At 73.5% G+C, this 23,987-nt stretch carries 21 protein-coding genes and 1 pseudogene; 15 read left to right on the plus strand and 7 right to left on the minus strand.

What is annotated here, in order from left to right:
* Window positions 1-39: 39 nt before the first annotated feature.
* On the plus strand, window positions 40-1,032 hold the full coding sequence (locus H9640_RS03810; protein WP_191789383.1) for a TetR/AcrR family transcriptional regulator: 993 nt from the start codon (window positions 40-42) through the stop codon (window positions 1,030-1,032).
* Window position 1,033: 1 nt separating this feature from the next.
* Here the strand turns inward: H9640_RS03810 and H9640_RS03815 are convergent, their stop codons facing one another.
* The 6 genes from H9640_RS03815 to H9640_RS03840 form a co-directional block, all read right to left on the minus strand.
* Window positions 1,034-1,903, minus strand: coding sequence for a general stress protein (locus H9640_RS03815; protein ID WP_191789384.1), 870 nt, complete (start codon window positions 1,901-1,903; stop codon window positions 1,034-1,036).
* A gap of 67 nt (window positions 1,904-1,970) precedes the next feature.
* Entirely contained in the window at window positions 1,971-2,807 is an 837-nt protein-coding gene (locus H9640_RS03820; RefSeq protein WP_191789385.1) for a class II fructose-bisphosphate aldolase, read from the minus strand.
* Window positions 2,808-3,785, minus strand: coding sequence for a 1-phosphofructokinase family hexose kinase (locus tag H9640_RS03825; RefSeq protein WP_191789386.1), 978 nt, complete (start codon window positions 3,783-3,785; stop codon window positions 2,808-2,810).
* Window positions 3,782-4,801 carry an ROK family protein gene (locus H9640_RS03830; RefSeq protein WP_191789387.1) on the minus strand — a complete coding sequence of 340 codons (1,020 nt, stop codon included), beginning with the start codon at window positions 4,799-4,801 and terminating at the stop codon, window positions 3,782-3,784. Before H9640_RS03830 ends, H9640_RS03825 begins: the two co-directional genes overlap by 4 nt.
* A complete protein-coding gene (locus H9640_RS03835) occupies window positions 4,798-5,694 on the minus strand; it encodes an SIS domain-containing protein (protein ID WP_191789388.1) in 897 nt (298 codons plus the stop codon). Before H9640_RS03835 ends, H9640_RS03830 begins: the two co-directional genes overlap by 4 nt.
* Window positions 5,695-5,753: 59 nt before the next feature.
* Window positions 5,754-6,653 (minus strand): DeoR/GlpR family DNA-binding transcription regulator, encoded by a 900-nt coding sequence (locus H9640_RS03840; RefSeq protein WP_191789389.1) that lies wholly within the window; start codon window positions 6,651-6,653, stop codon window positions 5,754-5,756.
* 250 nt (window positions 6,654-6,903) lie between these two features.
* Here H9640_RS03840 and H9640_RS03845 point away from each other — a divergent pair, with 250 nt between their 5' ends.
* Both H9640_RS03845 and H9640_RS03850 read left to right on the plus strand, forming a co-directional pair.
* Window positions 6,904-8,226, plus strand: coding sequence for a magnesium transporter MgtE N-terminal domain-containing protein (locus tag H9640_RS03845; protein WP_191789390.1), 1,323 nt, complete (start codon window positions 6,904-6,906; stop codon window positions 8,224-8,226).
* The gene (locus H9640_RS03850) at window positions 8,219-8,881 is read left to right on the plus strand and encodes a DUF1003 domain-containing protein (protein ID WP_191789391.1); all 663 of its coding nucleotides are present in this window, start codon (window positions 8,219-8,221) and stop codon (window positions 8,879-8,881) included. The genes H9640_RS03845 and H9640_RS03850 overlap by 8 nt, the downstream gene beginning before the upstream one ends.
* A gap of 64 nt (window positions 8,882-8,945) precedes the next feature.
* On the opposite strand, the gene H9640_RS03855 is transcribed toward H9640_RS03850, so the two are convergent.
* On the minus strand, window positions 8,946-9,743 hold the full coding sequence (locus H9640_RS03855) for a maleylpyruvate isomerase N-terminal domain-containing protein (protein ID WP_191789392.1): 798 nt from the start codon (window positions 9,741-9,743) through the stop codon (window positions 8,946-8,948).
* 34 nt (window positions 9,744-9,777) lie between these two features.
* Here H9640_RS03855 and H9640_RS03860 point away from each other — a divergent pair, with 34 nt between their 5' ends.
* The 12 genes and pseudogenes from H9640_RS03860 (at window position 9,778) to galK (ending at window position 23,943) form a co-directional block, all read left to right on the plus strand.
* Complete coding sequence (locus tag H9640_RS03860; protein WP_191789393.1) at window positions 9,778-10,971, plus strand: Mrp/NBP35 family ATP-binding protein; 1,194 nt, start codon at window positions 9,778-9,780, stop codon at window positions 10,969-10,971.
* 322 nt (window positions 10,972-11,293) lie between these two features.
* Window positions 11,294-12,355 (plus strand): efflux RND transporter periplasmic adaptor subunit, encoded by a 1,062-nt coding sequence (locus H9640_RS03865; protein ID WP_191789394.1) that lies wholly within the window; start codon window positions 11,294-11,296, stop codon window positions 12,353-12,355.
* Window positions 12,352-13,239, plus strand: a complete 888-nt coding sequence (locus H9640_RS03870; protein WP_191789395.1) for an ABC transporter ATP-binding protein — start codon at window positions 12,352-12,354, stop codon at window positions 13,237-13,239. Before H9640_RS03865 ends, H9640_RS03870 begins: the two co-directional genes overlap by 4 nt.
* A complete protein-coding gene (locus H9640_RS03875; protein ID WP_191789396.1) occupies window positions 13,236-14,435 on the plus strand; it encodes an ABC transporter permease in 1,200 nt (399 codons plus the stop codon). Before H9640_RS03870 ends, H9640_RS03875 begins: the two co-directional genes overlap by 4 nt.
* Window positions 14,436-14,552: 117 nt before the next feature.
* Complete coding sequence (locus H9640_RS03880; RefSeq protein WP_191789397.1) at window positions 14,553-15,560, plus strand: hypothetical protein; 1,008 nt, start codon at window positions 14,553-14,555, stop codon at window positions 15,558-15,560.
* Window positions 15,561-15,628: 68 nt separating this feature from the next.
* Window positions 15,629-16,606, plus strand: a complete 978-nt coding sequence (locus H9640_RS03885; RefSeq protein WP_191789398.1) for a hypothetical protein — start codon at window positions 15,629-15,631, stop codon at window positions 16,604-16,606.
* A complete protein-coding gene (locus H9640_RS03890; protein WP_318243628.1) occupies window positions 16,603-18,252 on the plus strand; it encodes an efflux RND transporter periplasmic adaptor subunit in 1,650 nt (549 codons plus the stop codon). Before H9640_RS03885 ends, H9640_RS03890 begins: the two co-directional genes overlap by 4 nt.
* 122 nt (window positions 18,253-18,374) lie before the next feature.
* Window positions 18,375-19,067: an ABC transporter ATP-binding protein gene (locus H9640_RS03895; protein ID WP_191789483.1), complete on the plus strand. Its 693-nt coding sequence runs from the start codon at window positions 18,375-18,377 to the stop codon at window positions 19,065-19,067.
* The gene (locus H9640_RS03900; RefSeq protein WP_191789399.1) at window positions 19,064-20,398 is read left to right on the plus strand and encodes an ABC transporter permease; all 1,335 of its coding nucleotides are present in this window, start codon (window positions 19,064-19,066) and stop codon (window positions 20,396-20,398) included. Before H9640_RS03895 ends, H9640_RS03900 begins: the two co-directional genes overlap by 4 nt.
* Window positions 20,399-20,581: 183 nt before the next feature.
* Window positions 20,582-21,436 carry a DeoR/GlpR family DNA-binding transcription regulator gene (locus H9640_RS03905; protein WP_225226648.1) on the plus strand — a complete coding sequence of 285 codons (855 nt, stop codon included), beginning with the start codon at window positions 20,582-20,584 and terminating at the stop codon, window positions 21,434-21,436.
* A pseudogene (gene galT / locus H9640_RS03910) lies at window positions 21,433-22,614 on the plus strand (galactose-1-phosphate uridylyltransferase); the annotation flags it as partial. The gene H9640_RS03905 and the pseudogene galT, both read left to right, overlap by 4 nt.
* Window positions 22,600-23,943: a galactokinase gene (galK, locus tag H9640_RS18955; RefSeq protein WP_225226710.1), complete on the plus strand. Its 1,344-nt coding sequence runs from the start codon at window positions 22,600-22,602 to the stop codon at window positions 23,941-23,943. The pseudogene galT and the gene galK, both read left to right, overlap by 15 nt.
* The last annotated feature ends 44 nt before the right edge of the window (window positions 23,944-23,987 follow it).

The following is a 23,987-nucleotide window of genomic DNA, read 5'->3' on the forward strand; positions in this document are numbered from 1 at the left end:
TCCCGACACGTCCCCGACCGGACCCGCGATGATGTACCCATGACGGACACCACCGATCCCGGCCTGCCCCACGCCATCGCCCTGGCGTGGGGCGTGGCCGAGAACCCGCAGCGCGGCCCGCGCCGCGAGCTGAGCATCGAACGGATCGTCGAGCAGGCCATCGAGATCGCCGACGCCGAGGGGCTCGGGGCGCTCTCGATGAGCAAGCTCGCGACGGCCCTGGGGTACACGACCATGTCGCTGTACCGCTACGTCACGAGCAAGGACGACCTGCTGCTCCTCATGCAGGAGCAGGCGATCGACATCGATCTCCCCTCGGGCGCCCGGGCCGAGGTCGACGCGGTCATGGAGGGGCGAATCCCCGACGGCGACGAGCCCACGTGGCGGCGCGGCCTGCGCGAGTTCGCGCTCGCGACGCTCGCGGTCTACGAGGCCCACCCGTGGTTCCTCGACGTCGCGGTCCAGGGCGTGCCGCTCACGCCCAACAACCTGCGCTTCGTGGACCTGGGACTGCGCGCGATGCACGGGACCTCGCTCACGGACGAGGACAAGCTCGCGATGATCATGCTCGTCACGAGCTACGCGCAGAGCGCGGCCCGGATCCAGCGCGAACTGCGCGGCGCCCGGCAGACACCTGGCGGCCGGGACGTGACCGGCGCCGCGTACGCCGAGGTCTTCTCCGAGCTCGTGACGCCCGAGCGCTTCCCGTTCCTGCACCCCGTCGTGGCGTCGGGGGCGTACCTGAGCGAGGACGACGGGGTCGACGACGTCGTGTTCGGCCTCGAGCGCGTGCTCGACGGGATCGGGGTCTACATCGACCGCTCGCCCGCCGAGCGCGCGGACTCGCCCCTCCCCTCGTCGCAGGAGCGCGCCGCAGCCGAGGCCTACGCGCGCGACCCCCAGGTCAAGGAGGCGTCCAAGGCGCGCCGCGAGGCGGAGAAGGCGGTCCGAGAGGCCGAGAAGCGGCTCAAGGAGGCGCGCAAGCGCGAGCGCGACGCGGCGAAGGCCGCTGCCGAGCGGGTGGCGCGCTGACCTAGCGCGTGCCCGACGACGTCTCGTCGGTCGCGCCGTCGGCCGCAGCCTGGGCGTCGGTGGCCGACGCGCCCTTCCCCTCGACAGGTGCACCGTCGGCCGGGGCGGGCGGTGTCACGTCGCTGCGCATCGCACCGTAGCGGGGCGCCCCCGACGGCGTGGTCCAGCGCGGGTCGGGCGTCCGGACCGGCGGCGCGGGCTGGGCCGGTGCGTCGGTCGGCTGGACCGGGCTCACGACCGGAGCGGGCGCCTGCGGCTGCTGCGCACCCCACGGCTGACCGGGCTGCCCCTGGTGCTGACCGGGCGCCTGGCCCGGCTGGCCCCAGTGGCCCGGCTGCGCGGGCTGTCCCGTCTGGCCCGCGACCGGCGGGACCTGACGCGCGACGGCCGCGGCGCCGTCGGGCATCTGGGACAGGAGGCGACGCGCGTCGCCCGCCCGCTCCGCGAGGCACAGCAACGAGTACGACGACGCGACGATCTGGCTCGACGACGTGAAGTCACGCTTGCCGCCCGTGAGCGAGTACGACAGGACCGAGAACAGCAGGCCGAAGCCCGCACCCAGACCGATCGCTGCGAGCATCAGCCCGCCCCCGCTGTTGAACATGTACAGCAGCAGACCCACGAACAGGCCGAACCACGCACCGGACGCGAGGCCCGCGAGCGCCACCCGCCCGTACGTGAGGCGGCCCATGACCCGCTCGACCATGCGCAGGTCGGTGCCGACGATGGTCACGTACTCGACGGCGAACTTGTTGTCGGAGAGGTAGTCGACGGCCTTCTGCGCCTCGAGGTAGGTCGCGTAGGACGCGATCTGCTCCCCGCTCGGCGGCGTCGGGACCTTGGGCGCGGAATTGGGACGAGTCATGCTCATCTGCCCAGTCTCCCGTACATGTGGGCGTGAGGCGAGGGGGTTCGCTCTGGGGGGACGGCCGGAGTGCTCAGACCGCGTCGAGCACGGCCAGCAGGCGTACGACCTCGTCCCGCATCGCGTCGCGGCCCGCACCCAGGTACTTGCGGGGGTCGACGACGGTCGGGTGCTCGTCGAGGTAGGCCCGCAGCGCCCGCGTGAGCGTGTTGTTGAGGTGCGTCGAGACGTTGATCTTCGTCATGCCCTCCTTGACCGCGCGCGTCAGGTCGTGGTCGGCGACCCCCGACGAGCCGTGCAGCACCAGGGGGACGGGGACGGCGGCGCGCAGCTCGGCGATCCGCTCGAAGTCGAGCGACGCCGTCCGGTCCGTCATGGCGTGCGACGAGCCGACCGCGACCGCGAGCGCGTCGACCCCGGTCGCCGCGACGAACGCGACGGCCTCCGCAGGATCGGTGCGCACCCCGGGGGCGTGCACGCCGTCCTTGCCCCCGACCTTCCCGAGCTCGGCCTCGACGAAGACCCCGCGGGCGTGCGCCTCGCGCACGACGTCGGCCGTGGCCTCGACGTTCTGCTCGTAGTCGAGCGCGGACCCGTCGTACATGACCGAGGTGAACCCCAGACGGACGGCCTCGCTCACGAGGGCACGGTCCTCGGCGTGGTCCAGGTGGACCACGACGGGTGCGCTCGACGCGCGGGCGATCGCGAGCGTCGCGAGGGCGATCGGCTCGAGTCCGCCGTGGTACTTCGCGGCGTTCTGGCTGATCTGCAGGACGACGCCCGTGCCCGCGCGGGCGGCCGCGGCGACGAAGGCCTCGGCGTGCTCGACCTGGATCACGTTGAAGGCTCCGACCCCGCGACTCTCGGCGCGGGCCCGGTCGACGAGCTGGTGGGCGGTGACGAGCGGCATTCAGTCCTCCGTGGTTCTGGTGTCGATCAGGTTCTCGGCGAGGACGCGCGCGCCGAGGCGGCGCACGTCCTGGGGGTCGACCTCCCCCGCGACCGGCTGCAGCACGGCTGCGGCCGACGTGGCGACGGTCAGGGCCAGTCGCTCGGCCCAGGGCCTCCCGGCGCTCACCGCGAGCGCCGCCATGGCCGCGTCGCCCGCGCCCGTCGGGTTGCCCTGCACGGGGACGTCGAGCCGTGCGCGGGCCGCCGGGGTCGTGGACCCGGGCTCGAACGCCGCGAGGCCCTTCTCGCCGTCGGTCACGACGACGTCGCGCGCCCCCAGCCCTTGCAGCGCGGCCACGCCCTCGGCGAGGCCGGTCTCACCGGTCGCCTCCGCGAGCTCGGCCCGGTTGGGCTTGAGGAGGTCGGCGCCCGCCCGTGCGGCCCACAGCAGGCCCGGTCCCGAGGCGTCCACGTGGACCGGGCAGCCGGCCGCGCGCAGCGACCGCACCAGGTCGGTGAACCTGTCCTGCGTCGTGCCCGCGGGCAGCGAGCCGGAGATCGTGACGACCGTCCCGTCCCCCACGAGCCCGACCGCGGTGCGCACGAACAGCGCCCACTCCTGCGCGGTGAGCGGCGCCCCGGGTTCGTTGAGGACCGTGGGGTGACCGCCGTCGTCGGGCCCCGCGTGCTCCGGGACCACCGCGACCGCCTGCCGCAGCGCCCCCGCGACGGGCACGAGCGACGCGGGCTGTCCCGCGGCCTCGAGGTCCGCCGCGAACGCAGGCCCGAGGAGCCCGCCCACGGGGGCGACCGCGACCGAGTCGCCGCCCAGCGCCCGCACGACGCGGGCGACGTTGACGCCCTTGCCGCCCGCACGGGCCGCGACCGAACGGACGCGCAGCGCCTCGCCCGGGTCCAGGCGGTCGACGCCGTAGGTCACGTCCCAGGCCGGGTTCGGTGTGAGGCACAGGACCCGGACCTGCTGGTCGCCGCTCACATCGGCTCCAGGTCGCTCGTGGCCACCGCGTCCCACGCGAGGACCGTCGCGCCGTACGTGCCGGCGGCCGAGCCCAGCACGGCCGGGACCAGTCGCGGGGCCGGGTGGATGGTCAGGTAGGACCGCACCGCGGCGTCGAGGGGGACCATGAGGTCGTCGCCCGCGCGCACGAGCCCACCGCCGACCACGACGACCGGGAGGGCCAGGACGCGGACCATCGCGGCGACGAGCTCGCCGAGCCGGTCGACCGCGCGGTCCCACACCTCGCGGGCCACGGCGTCGCCCGCCGTCGCCCGGGCCAGGACCTCGGCCGAGCCGGGCACCTCGAGAGCAGAGGCGCCCGTGCGCTCCCGGTAGCTGCGCGCCATGCCCGCGGCCGACGCGTAGGTCTCGGCGCACCCGCTGCCGCCGCAGGGGCACGGCGTCCCGCCGCGCACTCCCCCGTGGCCCAGCTCGCCCGCGAAGCCGCGCCCGGCGTAGACCTCGCCGCGCAGCACGATCGCCGCGGCGATGCCCGTACCGACCGACACGTACGCGTGGTCGGGCTCGCCGCGGCCCGCGCCGAGACGGGCCTCCGCGAGGCCGCCCGCACGCACGTCGTGGCCGAACCCCACGGGCAGTCCCGTCGCGTCCGCGACGACCTGCCGCAGCGGCAGGTCCACCCAGTCGAGGTTCTCCGCGTTCAGCACGACGCCGGCGTCCTCGTCGACGACGCCGGGCACCGCGAGGCCCACGCCCCGCACGTGGTAGCCCGCCGGGACCTCGGCACGCAGCGCCTCGACCGCCGCCAGGACCGCGGCGACCGAGGCCTCGGGCCCCTGCGCGGCACGCGTGGGTGCCACGCGCTCGAGGAGGATCTCGTCGGGTTCGCCCGGGCTCGCACCGCGCGCGACCAGCGCCGACTTGATGTCCGTCCCGCCGACGTCGAGCGCGACCACCGCCGGACGGAGCCCCGCCGTCCCCGCCGCGGGCTCCGGGGCGGCGGGGAAGGCGGGCTGCTCCTCCCCGGGCCTCATGATGCGACGTCCTCCAGGATGATCGAGCGCGTCAGGTGGCGCGGGGCGTCGGGGTCCAGGCCCTTGCGCTCGGCGTTCGCGACCGCGAGGAGCTGGCAGCGCACGAGCGTGAGCTGAGCGTCCTCGTCGAAGCGGACCACGAGGGCTCCCGTGCGCTCGACGTCCTCGACCAGCCCCGGGACCTCGGCGCCGAGCAGGATGACCGCGCTCGTCTCGTCCGAGATGCTGATGGGACCGTGGCGGTAGTCCATGGCCGGGTACGCCTCGGCCCAGGCGAGCGACGCCTCGCGCATCTTGAGCCCCGCCTCGTTCGCGAGCCCCACGGCCATGCCGCGCCCCAGGAACGTGAACTGGGTGCGGGCCAGGACCTCCTCGGGGACCTGCCATCCCACGACGTCCTCGGCCGCTGCCGCGAGCGCCTCGACGTCGTCGCCGAGTCCGGCACGCAGGAGCGTGAGCGCGGCCGTCGCGAACCGGGTCTGGACCACGGACTGCTCGTCGGCGAAGGGCATCACGACCACGTCGTCCGCGGCGCCCGCACCGGGCGAGGTCGGGTCACCCACGATCGCCAGGGTGCGCTGCCTGCCGCCGAGCACGTCGAGGAGGTGCAGGATCTCGGTCGTGGTCCCGGAGCGCGTGATCGCCACGACCCGGTCGTAGTCGCGGCCCACCGGGTACTCGCTGCCCGCGAACGCGTCGGTGACGCCCTGGCCCAGCTCCTCGCGGCGGGCCGCGTAGGCCTGCGCGACGAACCAGGACGTGCCGCAGCCGACGATCGCGACGCGCTCGCCCGGCTGCGGGAGGACCGCGGCGCGCTCGGCCGCGAGGCGTGCCGCCTCACGCCAGACCTCGGGCTGGCTCGCGATCTCGGTGCTGACGTGGGAGGTGCTCATGGTGTCGAACCCTTCTGGTGGGGCCACCGGGTGCGCGGACCGCGCACGCCCGGAGTCCGTCATGGTGCGGACGTCGTGGACGGGACGCCGGGAGGGGCGGGAGGTGCCGTCGGGACGACGACGACCTCGACCCCTGCGTCCCGCAGGGGGGCGAGCTGCTCCTCGGTCGCGCCCGCGTCGGTGACGAGCGTGGTGACGGCGGACAGGTCGCAGATCTGCGCGAACGAGCGGACCCCGAGCTTGTCCGAGGTCCCGACGGCGACCACGGCGCGCGAGTGCTCGACCAGGGCGGTCGTGACACCGGCCTCGTCGGGGTCGGCGCACGTGAGCCCGGCGTGCTCGTCGATGCCGACCATCCCGACGACGAGCACGTCGAGCCACAGGCTCCGGGCCATCGTCACGGCGAGAGGTCCGGTGAGCTCGTAGGACTGCGCGCGTGCGGTGCCGCCCAGGCATACGGTCCGCACCTGGGGGCGCAGGACGAGGTCGGTCGCGATGTTGAGCGCGCTCGTGACGACCGTGTAGACGTGCTCGCCGTGCCGAGCCGCCTGCTCGGAGGCCTGGTCGGAGATCTCGCCGAGCATCTTCGCGACGAGCGTCGTGGTGCGCCCGCCGTTGAAGCCGACGACGGGCTGGCCGGTGTGGCGCTGCGCGACGAGCCGCGCGGCGGCCTCGGCCACGAGCTGGCGGTCGTCGACCTGCTGGCCGTAGCGACCGGGCAGGCCGTAGGCGACGGACGCCGCGACCACCCCGCCGTGGGTGCGGTGCGCGAGGCGCCGGTCGGCCATCTGGTCGAAGTCGCGGCGCACCGTCGACTCGGAGATGCCGAACTGCTCGGACACCTCGGTCACGGACAGCCGCTGCCGGTCGGCGAGCAGCGCGAGCATGCGTTCCCACCTGACGGACTTGCTGAGCCCGCCTGGTGCGTCGCCGACGGTCGGGTCTTCGTGGCGTGCCATGCGTCTCTCCCTGCCTCGGGGGCTGCGGCGCCTGCGCTGCGAGCCGGACCACCTGATGGACCGCGTGACTGATTCTGACGGATTAGCGTCTTTTCCTGTCAGATTCAAGCAGACATCGTGGCGGGCGTCCAGCACGCTGCCACCGCCCGGGCCGCTCGGCACACGGTCGGCACAGGGTCGGCACCTCCTCTCCTCCAGGTCGCCGGACCGTCGAGGCGCCACCGCACCGCGCGGTGCGTAGTCTTGCGACGTGAGTGCAACTACCCGCGTCTTCGTCGCGCGCCTGGCCGGTACGGCGGTGTTCGACCCCCTCGGTGACCAGGTCGGACGCGTGCGTGACGTCGTCGTCCTCCTCCGCCCCAAGGGGGCCCCGCGCGCCGTCGGCCTCGTGGTCGAGGTGCCCGGTCGACGACGCGTCTTCCTGCCCCTGACCCGCGTCACGAGCATCGACGCGGGACAGGTCATCAGCACCGGCCTGGTCAACATGCGCCGCTTCGAGCAGCGCGCCATGGAGACCCTCGCGGTGAGCGAGCTGCTCGACCGGACCGTGCAGTTCGTCGACGGCTCGGGGTCCGCGACCGTCGAGGACCTCTCGATCGAGAAGCAGCGCACGGGCGACTGGCTCGTCAACCAGCTCTTCGTGCGCCGTCACACGACCCCCAACGCGCTGGGGATCCGGCGGCGCGGCGACGCGTTCGTCGTCGAGATCGGCGCGGTCACAGGCCTCGCCGGGACGCCCGAGACCCAGGGCGCCGCCCGCCTGCTCGCGGCCTACGACGACCTCAAGCCCGCCGACCTCGCCGACGTCCTGCACGACCTCGGCGACACGCGCCGCCTCGAGGTCGCCACGGCCCTCGACAACGAGCGCCTCGCCGACGTCCTCGAGGAGCTCCCCGAGGACGACCAGGTCGCGATCCTCTCGGGCCTCGACACCGACCGTGCGGCCGACGTCCTGGAGGCCATGCAGCCCGACGACGCCGCCGACCTCCTGCACGAGCTCCCCCAGGAGCAGGCGGCCGAGCTCCTCGAGCTCATGGAGCCCGAGGAGGCGCGCGACGTGCGCCGGCTCCTCGCGTACGACGAGGACACCGCGGGCGGTCTCATGACGACCGAGCCCGTGGTCCTCGGACCCGAGACCACGATCGCCACGGCCCTCGCGCAGATCCGCCGGCAGGACCTGCCGCCCGCGCTCGCCGCGCTCGTGTTCGTCGTGCGCCCCCCGCTCGAGACGCCCACCGGACGCTTCCTGGGCGTCGTGCACTTCCAGAAGCTCCTGCGCGAGCCCCCGCACGTGTCGGTCGGGTCGGTGCTCGACTCCGACATCGAGTGGGTGCGCCCCGACGCGCCGCTCGGGCGCGTCACGCGCCTGCTCGCGGCGTACGACCTGCTGGCCCTGCCCGTGCTCGACGACGAGAAGCGCCTGCTGGGCGCCATCAGCGTCGACGACGTGCTCGACCACATGCTGCCCGACGACTGGCGCGAGACGGACGACGACGCGGACGAGTCGAGCCTCGGCACGCAGACTCCCGCGTCCTCCGCCTTCCCGATCCGCCGAGGAGGTCTCCGTGGCTGAGCGCCTCGACACGCCCAAGGCCGCGCGCCGCACCCTCCTGCCGCGCGTCCGCGTCGAGCAGGACGCGTTCGGCAAGATCTCCGAGGGCATCGCCCGGTTCATGGGCACCCCGCGGTTCCTGCTCTACATGACCGTGTTCTGCCTCCTGTGGCTGGGCTTCAACACGTGGGGACCCGAGTCGCTGCGTTTCGACTCGGCGGCCCTGGGCTTCACGGCCCTGACGCTCATGCTCTCGCTCCAGGCGTCGTACTCGGCCCCGCTCATCCTGCTCGCGCAGAACCGCCAGACGGACCGCGACCGCGTGAGCGCCGAGCAAGACCGCCAGCGCGGCGAGCGCAACCTCGCCGACACCGAGTACCTCGCGCGCGAGATGGCCGCGCTGCGCATCGCGCTCAACGAGGTCGCGACGCGCGACTTCGTGCGCTCCGAGATCCGCAACCTGCTCGAGGAGCTCGACGAGAAGGAGTCGGAGCGCGCCGCGGAGGCCGCCGACGTCGGCCGCTCGACGACAGGCTCGGCGGGCTCGACGGGCGCGTCCGGCCGGGGCGGCCTCGACTCCCCGCTGCCCCGTTCGACGTCCGGCCGCGGCGCGAACCGCGACGGGCGCCGCGCGACCACCGGACGCCGCGGGCCGGACACCACGACCGAGCAGTAGGGCGGGTCCGAGCGGTCCGGGGCGGTCCGGGCCTGCTCCAGCGCCTCGCGCGGTCAGGCGGTGGCTACTGCATCCCCTCGTTCGCGACGGCGCGCAGCCGGTCCACGAGCGCGGGGTCGCCGTGGACCGTCAGCCCCTGCCGGTCGGCCCGGCCCCACAGCCACAGGTCCAGCGCCCACGCCGGGCCCGAGACCTGGGCCGTCGTGGACCCGGGCAGGTCCACGAGCTGCGCCGAGTCGAGGTCGTACGCCGTGCCCGACTCGGGGCCGACCCCCGTGAGCCGCCCGAACGCGAGCTCCCACGACCGCGGCGTCTCCCCCGGCCCGTCGACCGCGACCGAGACCGTGCTCCCGTCGGGCGTGAACGTCCCCCAGGCGGGGATGCCGTCGACCAGGACGCGCAGGACCTCGTCGACCCCGTCGGCCGCTACCTGCGGGTCCGCGCCCGTGACGTCCCGTCCCGCGGTCTGCTCGGCGTCGACCCGGTGCACGAGGGCCTCGTGGGCCTGGCGCCGGGACACCCACCCCACGGTGCGCCCCGCGTCGTGCCAGGACCAGCACGGTTCGGACGGATCGCGGCCCGCGAGGGCCGCGAGCAGGCGCGCGGTGGCTGTCGCGGCGAGGTCGGGCAGCGCCGAGTCGTGCGCCGGACGCGCGAGGGGAGCGACGTCGTCGGCGTCGAGGCCCTCACCCGCTGCCGGCCCGACGACGGCGCTCCAGAAGGACTGCACCTCGGCCAGGTGGTACGTCAGGTCCGCGACTCCCCACTCCGGGCAGGCCGGGACGCGCGCCCCGGGCGGCGCGGCGCGCACCGCGTCGAGGAAGAGAGCCGAGTCACGCGCGATCGAGGCCAGGGCGTCCATCCTCGAACGCTAGCGGGCCGCTTAGGATGGGGCCATGGCTGGCGGCTCTGCAACACCCACGACCGACGTTCTCGAGGATCTCGTCCGGACGGCTCTGACCCAGGTGATGGACCCGGAGATCCGGCGCCCCATCACCGAGCTCGGGATGGTCCGGTCGGTCGAGGTGGCGGGGGGCGCCGAGGGCGCCGCGCCCGGGGACGGCACTGCGGCAGGCGGCGCGCGCGTCGTCGTCGGCGTCGACCTGACCGTGGCGGGCTGCCCCATGAAGTCGACCCTCGTCAAGGACGTCACGGCCGCGGCGCAGACCGTGCCGGGCGTGGGCGAGGTGAGCGTCGACCTCGGCGTCATGAGCGCCGAGCAGCGCACCGAGCTGCGCACCATGCTGCGCGGAGGCGTGGGCGAGCCCGAGATCCCCTTCGCCAAGCCCGGCTCGCTGACCAAGGTGTACGCGATCGCGTCGGGCAAGGGTGGCGTCGGCAAGTCCTCGGTGACCGCGAACCTCGCGGTCGCCCTGGCCGCGGACGGGCTCAGCGTGGGGGTCGTCGACGCCGACATCTACGGCTTCTCGATCCCCCGCATGCTCGGTGTGGACCGCCAGCCCACACGCGTCGACAACATGCTCCTGCCGCCCGTCGCCCACGGGGTCAAGGTCGTCTCGATCGGCATGTTCGTGCCGCAGGGGCAACCCGTGATCTGGCGCGGGCCCATGCTCCACCGGGCGCTCCAGCAGTTCCTCGCGGACGTGTACTGGGGCGACCTCGACGTCCTGCTGCTCGACCTGCCGCCCGGCACGGGCGACATCGCGATCTCGGTCGCACAGCTCCTGCCGACCAGCGAGATCCTCGTCGTGACGACCCCGCAGGTCGCGGCCGCCGAGGTCGCGGAGCGTGCGGGATCGATCGCGACGCAGACCCAGCAGGGGGTCGTGGGCGTCGTCGAGAACATGTCGTGGCTCGAGCAGCCGGACGGGTCACGGCTCGAGCTGTTCGGGGCCGGCGGCGGGGCGAAGGTCGCGGCGAACCTCACGGCCGCGACGGGCGGACCGGTCGAGCTGCTCGGGCAGGTCCCCCTGGACATGTCGCTGCGCGAGGCCGGGGACGACGGCACCCCCGTGACGCTCTCCGACCCCGACTCCCCTGCGGCCGTCGCCCTGCGCGGCGTCGCGCGCAACCTGGCCGCCCGCAGCCGCGGCCTCGCGGGTCGACGGCTGGGTCTCTCTCCCGTCTGACCCCCCTTCACCGCCCGAACGTCGCGAAGGCCCGCCTCCCCCGGGGCGGGCCTTCGTCGTGCCTCGCGCCCGCACCCGACGACGCGCACGGACGTCGGCGCCGTCCGAGCCCGACCGTGTGACCTGGCACACCTGTCCCGGGTGTAGGGTGCCCACATCGTTCGTCAGAAGCGTGACCAGCGCCGGTCGCCCAGGGGGGCATCGACAACGCATCACGGCAGGAACCACACCTGATCGTGATCTTCTGCGCAGACATCTCATACCTGAGGTGGATACGCGGGCCGAATCGGCCCCCCTAGGCTTCCCGGAGCATGCCAAGACCTTGAGCCTCCTGCTCATCGGATTCACCTGGAGACCTGCCGTGGGCGTCACCCGCCGGATCATCTTCCCAGCCCTTCGCATCGTGATCTGGGCGGTGATCGCCGTCACCCTCGTCGTGATCGCCTTCAAGTCCGCGCCGCAGGCCGAGGGCGACACCGAGACCCCCTCGGCCGTCGTCACGTTGCCGCAGGTGGCCGTGGCCAAGGGACCCATCACCAACACCGTGACCCTCACGGGCCAGGTCGTCGCGGACCCGGCGAGCACGGAGAAGGTCACCCAGCTCGGCAAGGTCACGGCGGTGCACGCCAAGGTCGGCGACGTCGTCGCGGTCGGCGCCCCGCTGCTGGAGGTCACCCTCGAGACGCCGCAGGAGCCGCTCGTCACGACGAACAAGGAGACGGGCGAGGAGACGGTGACCGAGCGCAAGCCCAAGGTCACCAAGAGCACCATGAAGGCCACGACGCCCGGCTCGGTCGCGACCTTCACCGCGATCAAGGACCAGGAGGTCGCGGTCGGCGACACGTTCGCGACGGTCTCCCCCGGCACGCTGTCGGTGTCCGCCTCGATGCTCCCGGAGCAGCAGTTCCGCCTCCTGACCATCCCCACCGAGGCGACCGTGACGGTCACCGGCGGGCCCGCGCCCTTCACGTGCACCGGACTGCGCATGGGCACGGCCGCCGCGGCTCCTGCGGAGAACCCGGACCCGACGGGCGCCGAGCCCGGTGCGACGCCTTCCGCGTCGATCACGTGTGCCGTCCCTGCGGGCGTCACGGTCTTCGCCGGCCTCGCGGCCAAGCTCGAGGTCACCGCCGGCTCGGCCGAGGACGCGCTGCTCGTCCCCATCACCGCGGTCCAGGGATCGGTCGAGACGGGCAACGTCTGGCTCGCGGGCGAGGAGGGCGGCGAGCCCGTCGAGACGGCCGTGAAGCTCGGCATCACCGACGGCACCCAGGTGCAGATCGTCGAGGGCGTCGCCGAGGGCGACCTCGTGCTCCAGTTCGTTCCTGGCCAGGACGTCGCCCCGGTCGACGAGGGCATGATGTACGGAGGCTCGGCCGGATGAGCCTGCTCGAGCTGCACGGCGTGACCCGGTCGGTCCGCCTCCCCGACGACCGGATCCTGGAGATCCTGCGCGGGATCGACCTCACGGTCGACGCGGGCGAGCACGTCTCGATCGTCGGCCGGTCGGGGACCGGCAAGTCCACGCTGCTCAACATCCTGGGGCTGCTCGACACGCCCACGGCGGGCGACTTCCTGCTCGACGGCGTGCCCATCGGCCGCCTCTCGGGGCGGGTGCGCGCGCGCCGGCGCGGCGCGGACTTCGGCTTCGTGTTCCAGCAGTTCAACCTGCTCCAGGCGCGCACGGCCCTCGAGAACGTCGCCGCTCCGCTGCTCTACGCCCAGGGCAAGCAGTTCTGGGCCCGCAAGCGCCTCGCGGCGGAGATGCTCGAGCGCGTCGGCCTCGGCGACCGCCTCGACACCATGCCGGAGAAGCTCTCGGGCGGCGAGCAGCAGCGCGTCGCGATCGCCCGTGCGCTGGTCCGTGGTCCGCGCGTGATCCTCGCCGACGAGCCCACGGGCGCTCTCGACGTCGACACGGGCGGCGAGGTCATGGACCTGCTCGACACGATCGCCCAGGAGAACGGGTCCGCCCTGATCGCCATCACGCACGACCTCGCGGTCGCCTCGCGCGCCAAGCGCCACTTCCGGCTCGCCGAGGGGGTCCTCACGCCCATCGCGATCGGAGCGCGCAGCGCGGGCTCCCTCGACGGCCTGGGCTCCGGCATGGAGCACGTGCCCGACGGCGAGGACCACCAGGCGGAGCACGTCGCCGTCACGCTGGGCCCGGTCGCGCCCGCCCCGGCGGCAGGCGCCGAGCCGGCCGGGACGCCCCGTCCCCGCACCGGCGTCGACGGGCTCTTCGACGACTCGGTGGTGGCCTCGTGACCGGCTTCTTCGGTGCCCTGGCCGAGGCGTGGGACGAGCTGCGGGTCCACAAGCTCCGGGTGCTGCTCGCGCTCATCGGGGTCGCGGTCGCGGTCTGCGCGATCACGACCATCACGGCGGCGGGCGACATGCTGCGCCAGGTGTCGGCCGAGGCCAACGAACGCTGGAGCGGCCGCCCGGCGACCCTCAGCGTCTCGGCGTACCCGACGGGTCAGGAGATCCCGGGCGTCGAGGAGTACGTCGCCGCCTACGAGGACATCGCGGCCCGCTACGAGGTCGAGTACTCGTCCATGGTCATGTGGTCCGAGACGACCTTCCGGTTCCCCGGCGGGACCATGCCGACGCAGACGAACGCGGTCAGCGCCGACTGGGCCACCATGCACCGCTTCGTGGTGGACGGCGGCCGGTGGTTCACCGAGAGCGACGCCGACAACCTCTCCCCCGCGCTCGTCGTCAACCAGGCGTTCCTCGACGCGCTCGGCCAGCGTATCGAGGACCATCCGACGATCACGATCGGCGGAGAGAACCCGGTCGAGGCGACGATCATCGGCTCCTACGCCAACACCTGGCCGGGCGAGTCGCCGAGCGCGTACATGCTCGTCGAGTCCAAGCTGCGGTGGAGCACCCCCGAGTCGCTCATGAACGCGGGGCCGCCGATGCTCGAGCTCTGGGTCCCGACCGACACCGTCGACGCGCTCACCCACGCGGTCCGCCGTGACCTGTCCGGTGCCATCGCCGGGGCGCAGGTCGACGTGTCCCGCATGGACAGCCCGGAGATGAACATGATCGACGGGGCCACCAAGTGGGTCATCCTGGGCGTGAGCGCGGTCGCGCTCCTGCTGGGCGGCCTCGGCCTCGTCAACATCGCGCTCGTCACCGTGCGCTACCGGATCCGCGAGATCGGCATCCGCCGCAGCTTCGGGGCGTCCTCCGGTCGGGTCTTCTTCTCGGTGCTCATGGAGAGCGTCGTCGCGACCGTCGTGGCCGGGGTCGTCGGGGTCTCGCTCGCGATCGTGATCCTGCACAACGTCCCGCTCGACACCATGATGGGCTCGCCCGTCCAGGACCAGCCGGGCTTCCCGGTCTCCGCCGCCGTGACCGGCATGGTCGCGGCAGTCAGCGTGGGCGCTCTCGCCGGTCTGATCCCCGCGCTCGTCGCGGTCCGGGTCAAGGTGATCGACGCCATCCGCTACTGACCCGACGCTCGTGGGAGGGCGTGCCGCACAGCAGCGCACGCCCTCCCAGAGCCCGACGAACCACCGCGGTCGAGGCCGCGCGCAGTGTCGACACGCATGTCCTAGGGGGGGCACCGCATGAACCTACCGTCATCCACCCGGCCGTCCGGGCCCGGGCGCGCCCGGCCAGCGCCCGCGAGGGCCCCGGTCCTCGCGCTCCTCGCCGGACTGTCGCTCGCGGCATGCACGGCACCGGAGAGCGAGCAGTCGCCTCTCGACCTGACGCTGTTCGCGAGGTTCGACACCTTCCTCGAGGAGAATTCCCAGATCGACTGGGTGGCGAGGCACGAGGACGCCATCGCGGACTGCATGAAGGCCCAGGGGTTCGACTACGTTCCCGACCTGCCGGTCGTCACCGTCGCCGACCTCGACGGCGCCCCGCAGCAAGGCACCCCCGAGTACGCCGCCGAGTACGGCTACGGCGTGACCGACTCCCCCGGTCGCACCGAGGAGATCACCGAGGGTGAACGGTTGCTCGAGGAGCAGGGAGACCCGCAGCAGGACCTCGTCGACGCGATGTCCGCCGCGCAGAAGGCGGCGTACGACTCGGCCCTGTGGGGCACCGACCCCGCGACCGGCACCGAGGACGTCCGCAAGAGCGTCGCCACCGAGGACCGAGGGTGCCGGGCGATCGCCGAGGACGAGGTCGGCCCCGACCCCGCCTCGTTCCTGTTCACCCCGGAGCTCGAGGCCCTGCAGGCCTCCATGGCGCAGATCGACGTCCGGATCGCCGACGACCCGCGGCTCACGGCCACCCACGAGCAGTGGGCCGACTGCATGTCCGACGCCGGGATCGTCGGCTTCAGCCACCCCGACGACGCCCTGCAGTCGATCGTCACGGAGCTCACCACGGACTTCCCGACCCTCGAGAGCGCAACCCTGGAGAACCCCGCGTACGCCGCGCTGCAGCAGCGAGAGCTGGCGACCGCGACCGCGGACCTCGCGTGCCGCACCGAGATCGACTACGACGCGCAGCAGCAGACGGTCCGCCACGACCTCGAGGCGGACTTCCTCACCGAGAACCGGGAGCTCGTCGAGCAGGCGGTCGCCCAGTTCGAGAAGGTCTCCGGCTGGGACGCGCCATGAGCTCGTCCGACGAGACGTCCCCCCACGCACGCCAACCCACCACTTCCCACCGAACGAAGGAATGCACCATGCGTCGACCCTCGACACGGCCCGCCGCGATCACGGCACTCAGCCTCACCGGGATGCTCCTGCTCACTGCCTGCGGGGGCGGCGCCGACGCGCCCTCCGCCGACGAGGACAGCCCGCTGACCGCGTTCTACGAGTCCATCAGCGGCGACCTCGACAGCGAGGCGCAGCAGAAGAAGTGGGAGGAGCAGAACCGCAAGACCGAGGAGCTCACGGCCGCCTGCATGGTCGAGCAGGGTTTCGAGTACATCCCGGTCGACCACAGCGCCGGCATGGTCACCTTCGACGAGGAGGAGCACGACCCGGAGAAGTACGCCGCCGAGTACGGCTACGGCATGACCATCTACCAGGAGCCGAGCGAGGAGGAGCAGGCCGAGATGGACTCGTTCGTCGACCCGAACCAGGAGTATCTCGCGTCGATGTCCGAGACCGAGATGAACGCCTACTACGAGGCCCTCTACGGTGCCATGAGCTCGGCCGAGCCCGACGAGAACGGCGAGATGCCGCAGTTCACCCCCGAAGAGATGGGCTGTCAGGGAATCGCCCAGGACGAGGCGAGCGGCGGCGAGCAGGAGCTCTGGGAGTCCGAGGAGATGACCGCGTTCAGCGAGGCCACCACCAAGCTCTACGAGGACGTCGAGAAGTCGCCGAAGCTGACCGAGGCCGCCGCGAAGTGGTCCGACTGCATGGCTGAGGCCGGACTGGACCACACCACTCCGCAGGCGGCCATGGACTACTTCATGGAGGCGTCCAACGCCCTGTACGACAACGAGACCGGCGAGGGCCCCAGCGAGGACGAGCTGACCACGCTCCAGGAGGAGGAGAGGAGCACGGCCGTGGCCGACTACGCCTGCCAGGAGAAGGTGGGGTACCAGGACGTCCACCGCACGGTCCAGTTCGAGCTCGAGAAGACGTTCGTCGACGAGAACAAGGACCTCCTGGACCGCGTGGCCGCCGCCTACAAGGAGCTCGAGAAGTGAGGCTCTCTCGCTCCCGCGCAGACCGCACGAGCGGCACCCCGGCGACCGACGTCGAGGGTGCGCAGGCGGGCGGGGCGGCGGTCGACGTACCCGGTACCGGGCTGCGGGGCCACCGCCTCATCTGGCTCGTCGCCGGGATCGCCGTCCTGAGCCTGCTGGCAGGCATCGTCGTGAGCCGCCTGGTCGTCTCCCCCGCGCAGGCTGCCGCAGACGCCAAGGCCCCCGACGCCGGGCTCATCACCGTCCCGGTCGAGAAGAAGGTCATCGCGAACGACGTGACGCTGCGCGGAGACGTCAAGTACGACGACGCCGTCCAGGTGAAGGTCGAGACCGCGGACCTCGGCGGTCCCGCGGTCGTGACCGGGCAGGTCCCGGCACTCGGGGCCGAGCTCGGCCAGACGTCGATCGCCCTGGAGGTCTCGGGGCGCCCGGTCATCGTCCTGCCCGGCGAGCTCCCCGCCTACCGGACCCTGCGCGTGGGGGTCTCGGGCCCGGACGTCGCCCAGCTCAAGGCGGCCCTCACCGCAGTCGGGATCGACCCGGGGAAGGCCGACAGCAACGTCTACGACGCCGCGACGGCGACCGCGGTCGACAAGCTCTACGCGAACGTCGGGTATCCCTCGCCGTCGAGCGGCGACGAGGCGAAGGACGGCGTGGAGGCCGCGACCCAGGGGGTCAAGGACGCCGAGGACGCGCTCACCTCGGCTCGCGCGGACCTCTCGACGTCGAGGGGAGGAGCGACCGAGGTCGAGAAACTCGAGGCGGACAACGCCGTGCGGGGGGCCGAGCGAGCCCTGGCCGCCGCACAGGCCGGGACGACGGACCCCGCAGCCGAGCCCGGGACACCGCCCCAGCCAGGGGACGTCGCGGGCGCGCAGGACGCGCTCACGCTCGCGCGGGCGCAGCGGGCTGCGCTCGACAAGCCGAAGGACGTCGCGGCACAGACCGCCGCGGTCACCAGGGCGCAACGCCAGCTGGACGACGCCAAGAAGGCGCTGGGCGAGGCCCGCACGCAGACGTTGACCGCGCTGCCTGCGAGCGAGGTGCTCTTCCTCTCCGGCCTGCCGCGACGCGTCGACGAGGTGCTCGTGGAGCGCGGCGCGACGATCTCGGGCCCCGTGATGGCGGTCTCCGGGGCGACGCTCGTCATCGAGGCGTCGGCCGGTGCCTCCGACGCCGAGCTCCTGGCGCCCGGGGCCAAGGCGACCTTCACCCTGCCGGACGACTCGGAGGGGACCGCGACCGTGACGTCGGTCGAGGCCCGCAAGGCGGACGGCGAGGGCAAGGAGTCGGGCGCCGAGGCCAAGAAGGGCGCCCGCTTCACGGTCTCGCTCGCGCCGGACGCACTGACGCCGGAGCAGATCACCCTCTTGCAGGGGAGCAACCTCCGGCTCACGATCCCGGTGAGCTCGACCGACGGAGAGGTGCTCGCCGTGCCGCTCGCGGCGCTGACCGCCGGGCCGGGCGGCGAGTCCCGGGTCGAGGTCCTGCGCGATGACGCCGCCACCCCGAGCAAGAGCACGGGCAAGGACCGGGCGACCGACCTCGTGCCGGTCACGACCGGCCTCGCTGCCGGTGGGTTCGTCGAGATCGTCTCGTCCGACGACCCCCTCGAGCCCGGTGACAAGGTGGTGGTCGGCAAGTGACCGGGGACGTCGACTGGCTCGGCCTGAACGGGTCGGCAGGTCCCCCCGCGAGCGTCCTCGACGGTGGTCGGGACACCCCGGCGGCCCCTGCCGACGACCAGGTCGGGGCGGGTCCCGGCACCGTGACGGTCGATACCCCTCCAGCGGTCGTCGAGCTCGTGGACGTGACCCGGAGCTTTCCTGGGCCGCCCGTCGTGGACGCCCTGACGTCGGTCGACCTGCGGATCGAACCGGGCGACTACGTGTCGATCATCGGCCCGTCCGGCTCGGGCAAGTCGACGCTCCTGAACCTCCTGGGTCTCCTGGACCGGCCCACGTCCGGGGACTACCTGCTCGACGGCGTGGCGACCGGGCGCGCGTCCGAGTCGGTGCGCTCTGCCCTGCGGGGCGGCCGGATCGGCTTCGTCTTCCAGTCCTTCCACCTGCTGCCGCACCGCACGGTGCTCGACAACGTCCTCCTCGCGACGCTGTACAGCGGCGTGCCGAGGGGCGAACGGCAGGAGCGCGCGCGGGCCGCTCTGGACCGGGTCCACCTGTCGCACCGCGTCGACTTCACGCCGACCACGCTCTCGGGCGGGGAGCGTCAGCGCGTCGCGGTCGCCCGTGCCGTCGTCGCGAGCCCGCACCTCCTCCTCGCCGACGAGCCGACGGGCAACCTGGACTCGACCAACTCGGTCGAGATCATGGAGCTGTTCGACGAGCTGCACGCGGACGGGCTCACGCTCGTGGTCATCACCCACGACCCGGCTGTCTCCGCCCGGGCACAGCGCCGGGTGCGGATCGCCGACGGCCGGCTCACGGAGCTCGACCGATGAGGGCGTTCGAGGCGTTGAAGGCCCGGGTGCCTGGTCGGGCGACGCAGGACCCGCCAGGCGACGTACCCACGAGCGGCCGACGGACGTCGAAGCAGCGGGTCCACCGAGGCCGGGCGCGCGACCGGTTCAACGCTCGCGACCTCTTCGCCGAGGCCGCGCACGGGATCGGCGCCCGTCCCGGGCGCCTGGTCCTGACGATCCTCGGCACGGTCCTCGGCATCGCGTCGGTCGTGATCACGGTCGGTCTCGCGCAGACCGCCGCGGGTCAGATCAGCCGCCAGTTCGACGCCGTGGCCGCGACCCAGGTCGTCATCACCCCGGCCAAGGCCGGCACCGGGGACGACGCACGCCCGAAGGGCCGCATCCCGTGGGACGGCGCGGAGCGCGTCACCCAGATCAACGGGGTCGTCGCTGCGGGGCTCGTCGCTCCGGTCGACGTCGAGGGCCGGCAGGTCACGGCCGTGCCGGTCAACGACCCGTCGGTCGCCGACAAGGCGAGCCCTGCGGTCGTCGCGGGCTCCGCCGGTCTGCTCGACGCCGTGCGGGGGCAGGTCGTGGTCGGACGCTTCTTCGACAGCGGCCACGACGCGCGCAACGACCGGGTCGTGGTGCTCGGTGAGCGCGCCGCCGAGCAGCTCGGCATCAACCGCGTCGACAGCCAGCCGTCGATCTTCATCGGCGAGGACGCGTACACCGTCATCGGGATCTACGGCGACGTCAAGAGACGCACGGACCTCCTCGACGCGGTGGTGCTCCCGGTCGGCACGGCGAGGCAGGACTTCCTCGTGGGCGCGCCCGAGGAGCTGCAGATCCACATCGAGACGGGTGCCGGTTCCTTGGTCGCCGAGCAGGGGCCCGTCGCCCTCGACCCCAACTCACCCGAGTCCTTCAAGGCCCAGGCGCCGGCGAGCGGTTCCTCGCTCCAGGAGAACGTCCAGGCGGACATCAACGCGATCTTCCTGGCCCTGGGCGGGATCGCGCTGCTCGTGGGTGGCCTCGGCATCGCGAACGTCACGCTGCTGTCGGTCATGGAACGTGTGGGGGAGATCGGTCTGCGGCGTGCCCTCGGCGCGACGAAGCGGGACATCGCCGGGCAGTTCGTGGTGGAGTCCGTGGTCATCGGGCTCCTGGGCGGCCTGGTCGGCGCGTCGCTGGGGGTGTTCACGGTCGTGATCGTGTCGGTCGCGCAGGAGTGGACGCCCATCCTCGACATCCGCATGGCGATCGGCTCGGCGCTCCTGGGTGGCGTGATCGGCCTGCTCGCGGGGACCTATCCCGCACTCAAGGCGGCGGCGATCGAGCCGATCGCCGCGCTGCGCGGGGGCATCTGACCCCGGGACGCACCCCTCGACGGCCGACCACCCGCCCGGGTGGTCGGCGAGCCGGCGCTCGCGGGCGCCCCCGTCGTCGTCGGGCGGCGGCGCCGTCCACCGTGCCGACCGGGACGTTCGCCACGACCAGCCCCACCATGTTCAACATTGTTTGTTTCTGTTCGAATGTGTCACCATGGCTGCATGCTCGCCTCCCAGCGCCACGAACGCATCCTCGCGGGGCTCCGCGACCACGGTGCCGTCCGGATCGCCGACCTGACCCAGGAGCTCGGCGTCTCCGACATGACGGTCCGCCGAGACCTGCTCGAGCTCGCCGAGCAGGGCCTGCTCCGCAAGGTCCACGGCGGCGCGGTCTCGCCTCAGGCCACGTCCCACGAGCCCGGGTTCGAGGCCAAGAGCACCCTTGCTCTCGACGAGAAGCGCGCGATCGCCCGCGCCGCCGCGCGTCTCGTCTCCCCCGGGTCCTCGATCGCCCTGTCCGCGGGCACGACGACGCACCTGCTCGCGGTCGAGATCGCGGCGGACCCGCGGCTGCGCCCGCTGACCGTCGTCACGAACTCGCTCCCGGTCGCCGAGGCCCTGCACCGCGCGGGCGACCCGCGGCTCGAGACCGTCCTCACCGGTGGCTCCCGGACGCCGTCGGACGCACTGGTCGGCCCCCTCACCGAGGCCGCGCTCGCGAGCCTGCGCGTGGACCAGACGTTCCTGGGCGCGCACGGCGTGAGCGTCGAGGCCGGGCTGACGACCCCCAACCTGGACGAGGCCGCGACCAACCGAGCGCTCGTCGCGATCGCCGGAAGCACGGTCGTGCTCGCCGACCACACCAAGTGGCGCACCACGGGCCTGAGCGTCTTCGCACGGCTCGACCAGGTCGACGTCCTCGTGACCGACGAAGCCCTCCCGGCCGGCGACCAGGCAGCCGTGCGCGACGTCGTCGAGCAGCTCGTGGTCGCCTCGCGCGACGAGCCGACTCCGCCGGCCCTGCCTGGCCCGTACCCACCCACCCCCGCACCCCAGGACGGTCGTACCTCCCGATGAACCAGCACCTGCGCCGCACCCCGACCCGCCTGGCCGACGGCCGCGAGCTCGTCTACTTCGACGACTCGCCCGCGTACGTCGCGGGCGAGCTCACGCGTCGGCTCGACGACCCCCGCCCGCTGGGCGACCGGTTCGCCGCCGTGACCGGCCCCGACGGGCACGAGCACCCCTACACGGGCCCCGAGATGCGCCTCGACCCGCTCTCGGGCGACTGGATCCCGATGGCCGCGCACCGCATGAACCGCACGTTCCTGCCAGCTGCGGACTCGTGCCCGCTGTGCCCGGCCCGCCCCGGCGCGGCCTACTCGGACGGCGAGGTCCCGGACACCGACTACGACGTCGTGGTCTTCGAGAACCGCTTCCCGTCGCTCCAGCTCGTGCCGGGCGTCTCCGACGTCGACGGAGCGCTCGAGGGCGAGGGGACCCTCGAGACCCGCGCTCCGGCGTCGGGCCGTTGCGAGGTCATCGTCTTCTCGAGCGACCACTCCTCGTCGTTCGGCGCGCTGCCCCCGCAGCGAGTGCGCACCATCATCGACGCGTGGGCCGACCGCACCGAGGCCCTCGGGCGCGAGCCTGGCGTCGAGCAGGTCTTCTGCTTCGAGAACCGCGGCCAGGAGATCGGCGTCACGCTCCACCACCCCCACGGGCAGATCTACGGCTACCCGTACCTCACGCCCAAGACCCGCTCGATGCTCGCCCAGGCCCGCGCGCACCACGAACGCACGGGCGGCAACCTGCTGCGCGACGTCCTGGACGCCGAGCTCGCCGACGGCCGTCGCATCGTCCTGCAGACCGAGCACTGGGTCGCCTACGTGCCCTTCGCGGCCCGCTGGCCCGTCGAGGTGCACGTCGCGCCGCGCCGGGACGTGCCCGACCTGCCCGCGCTCACCGACGCCGAGCGCGACGACCTCGCGGTCGCCTACCTCGAGCTCCTGCGCCGCCTCGACCTGTTCTTCGAGGGGCCGGGTGGCGCGCCCGTCCCCCTGCCCTACATCGCGGCCTGGCACCAGGCCCCGGTGCGCGAGGGGCGCGAGCTCTCGCGCCTGCACCTGCAGGTCTTCTCGGTGCTGCGCGCACCGGGCAAGCTCAAGTACCTCGCGGGCTCGGAGTCGGGCATGGGCGCCTGGGTCAGCGACACCACCCCCGAGCGGATCGCGGCGCGCCTGCAGGCGCTCGCCCCGGCCCCGGCGGCGCAGTGGGTCGAGTCCTGGCCCGACGACGTCGGTGCGGACCGCGTCCGGCAGGCCTTCGCGGCCGCGTACCCCACTGACGGCACGGAAGGCGGGGACGAGGCGGACGTTGCCCCCGAGGTCCGCGTCTACGCCGCACCGGGGCGCGTCAACATCATCGGCGAGCACACCGACTACAACGCCGGGCTGTGCCTGCCCATCGCGCTCCCCCACCGCACGTACGTCGCGCTGCGCCCCCGGACCGACTCGGTCGTGCGCCTCGCCTCGGCCCAGGAGCCCGGCGCCGCGTGGACCGGGCGGCTCGAGGACGTCGCGCCCGGAGCCGTGACCGGCTGGGCCGCGTACGTGGCCGGGGTCGCCTGGGCGCTCGGGCAGCACCTCGAGGCGACCGGCGGTTCGGCCGAGACCATCCGCGGCTTCGACGCTGTGGTCGACTCGTGCGTACCCTACGGCGCGGGCCTGTCGTCCTCGGCCGCGCTCGAGTGCTCGGTCGCGGTCGGGATCGACGACGTCGCCGGCCTGGGTCTCGCGGCCACCGACGCCGGTCGCGCGACGCTCGCAGCCGCCGCGATCCGCGCCGAGAACGAGGTCGCGGGCGCCCCGACGGGCGGCATGGACCAGTCGGCCTCGCTGCGCTGCGCCCCCGGCCATGCGCTGCTCCTCGACTGCCGGCCGGGGCTCGACCCTGCCCGCGCCGTCGAGCAGATCCCGTTCGACCTCGCGGCCGAGGGGCTCGCGCTGCTCGTGATCGACACCCGGGCCGAGCACGCCCTGGTCGACGGCCAGTACGCGCAGCGACGGGCGACGTGCGAGGCGGCCGCCGCGACCCTGGGGCTCGCGAACCTGCGCGAGCTCGCGGACTCGGTCATCGCCGCCGCGGAGGGAACCCCGAGAGGCGAGGCGGCGTTCGCCGAGGCCCTCGGCGAGGCGCTCGACCGCCTGCCCGACGACGTCTCGCGCCGTCGCGTCCGGCACGTGGTGACCGAGATCGCCCGGACCCAGGACCTGGTGTCGCTGCTGCGCGCGGGGCGAGCCTCCGACGTCGGGCCGCTCATGGACGCGTCCCACGCGTCCCTGCGCGACGACTACGAGGTCTCCGCGACCGAGCTCGACGTCGCGGTCGAGGCCGCACGGCACGCCGGCGCCCTGGGCGCGCGCATGACGGGCGGCGGGTTCGGCGGGTCCGCGATCGCGCTGGTCCCGGCCGACCGCGCCGACACCGTCGCGGAAGCCGTCGCCGCAGCCTTCGCCCGAGCAGGGCTCGGCGCGCCCGGGTTCCTGCGGGCCGTACCGTCAGCCCCGGCCGGCGCCTGCTGACGTCCCGCTGCCCACGAGGGTGGGCGGGGGGGGGGCCCGCCCCC

Origin of the sequence: Oerskovia gallyi (assembly GCF_014836745.1) — a bacterium.
In the GTDB taxonomy this organism is placed as follows: domain Bacteria; phylum Actinomycetota; class Actinomycetes; order Actinomycetales; family Cellulomonadaceae; genus Oerskovia; species Oerskovia paurometabola.

Excerpts from the sequence above, each read along its gene's own strand:
- H9640_RS03905 (WP_225226648.1), top strand. The coding sequence starts at position 20,582 with ATGCTCGCCTCCCAGCGCCACGAACGCATCCTCGCGGGGCTCCGCGAC.
- H9640_RS03835 (WP_191789388.1), bottom strand. The coding sequence starts at position 5,694 with ATGAGCACCTCCCACGTCAGCACCGAGATCGCGAGCCAGCCCGAGGTC.
- H9640_RS03870 (WP_191789395.1), top strand. The coding sequence starts at position 12,352 with ATGAGCCTGCTCGAGCTGCACGGCGTGACCCGGTCGGTCCGCCTCCCC.
- H9640_RS03840 (WP_191789389.1), bottom strand. The coding sequence starts at position 6,653 with ATGGCACGCCACGAAGACCCGACCGTCGGCGACGCACCAGGCGGGCTC.
- H9640_RS03855 (WP_191789392.1), bottom strand. The coding sequence starts at position 9,743 with ATGGACGCCCTGGCCTCGATCGCGCGTGACTCGGCTCTCTTCCTCGAC.
- H9640_RS03815 (WP_191789384.1), bottom strand. The coding sequence starts at position 1,903 with ATGAGCATGACTCGTCCCAATTCCGCGCCCAAGGTCCCGACGCCGCCG.
- H9640_RS03880 (WP_191789397.1), top strand. The coding sequence starts at position 14,553 with ATGAACCTACCGTCATCCACCCGGCCGTCCGGGCCCGGGCGCGCCCGG.
- H9640_RS03860 (WP_191789393.1), top strand. The coding sequence starts at position 9,778 with ATGGCTGGCGGCTCTGCAACACCCACGACCGACGTTCTCGAGGATCTC.
- H9640_RS03900 (WP_191789399.1), top strand. The coding sequence starts at position 19,064 with ATGAGGGCGTTCGAGGCGTTGAAGGCCCGGGTGCCTGGTCGGGCGACG.
- H9640_RS03885 (WP_191789398.1), top strand. The coding sequence starts at position 15,629 with ATGCGTCGACCCTCGACACGGCCCGCCGCGATCACGGCACTCAGCCTC.
- H9640_RS03820 (WP_191789385.1), bottom strand. The coding sequence starts at position 2,807 with ATGCCGCTCGTCACCGCCCACCAGCTCGTCGACCGGGCCCGCGCCGAG.
- H9640_RS03810 (WP_191789383.1), top strand. The coding sequence starts at position 40 with ATGACGGACACCACCGATCCCGGCCTGCCCCACGCCATCGCCCTGGCG.
- H9640_RS03830 (WP_191789387.1), bottom strand. The coding sequence starts at position 4,801 with ATGAGGCCCGGGGAGGAGCAGCCCGCCTTCCCCGCCGCCCCGGAGCCC.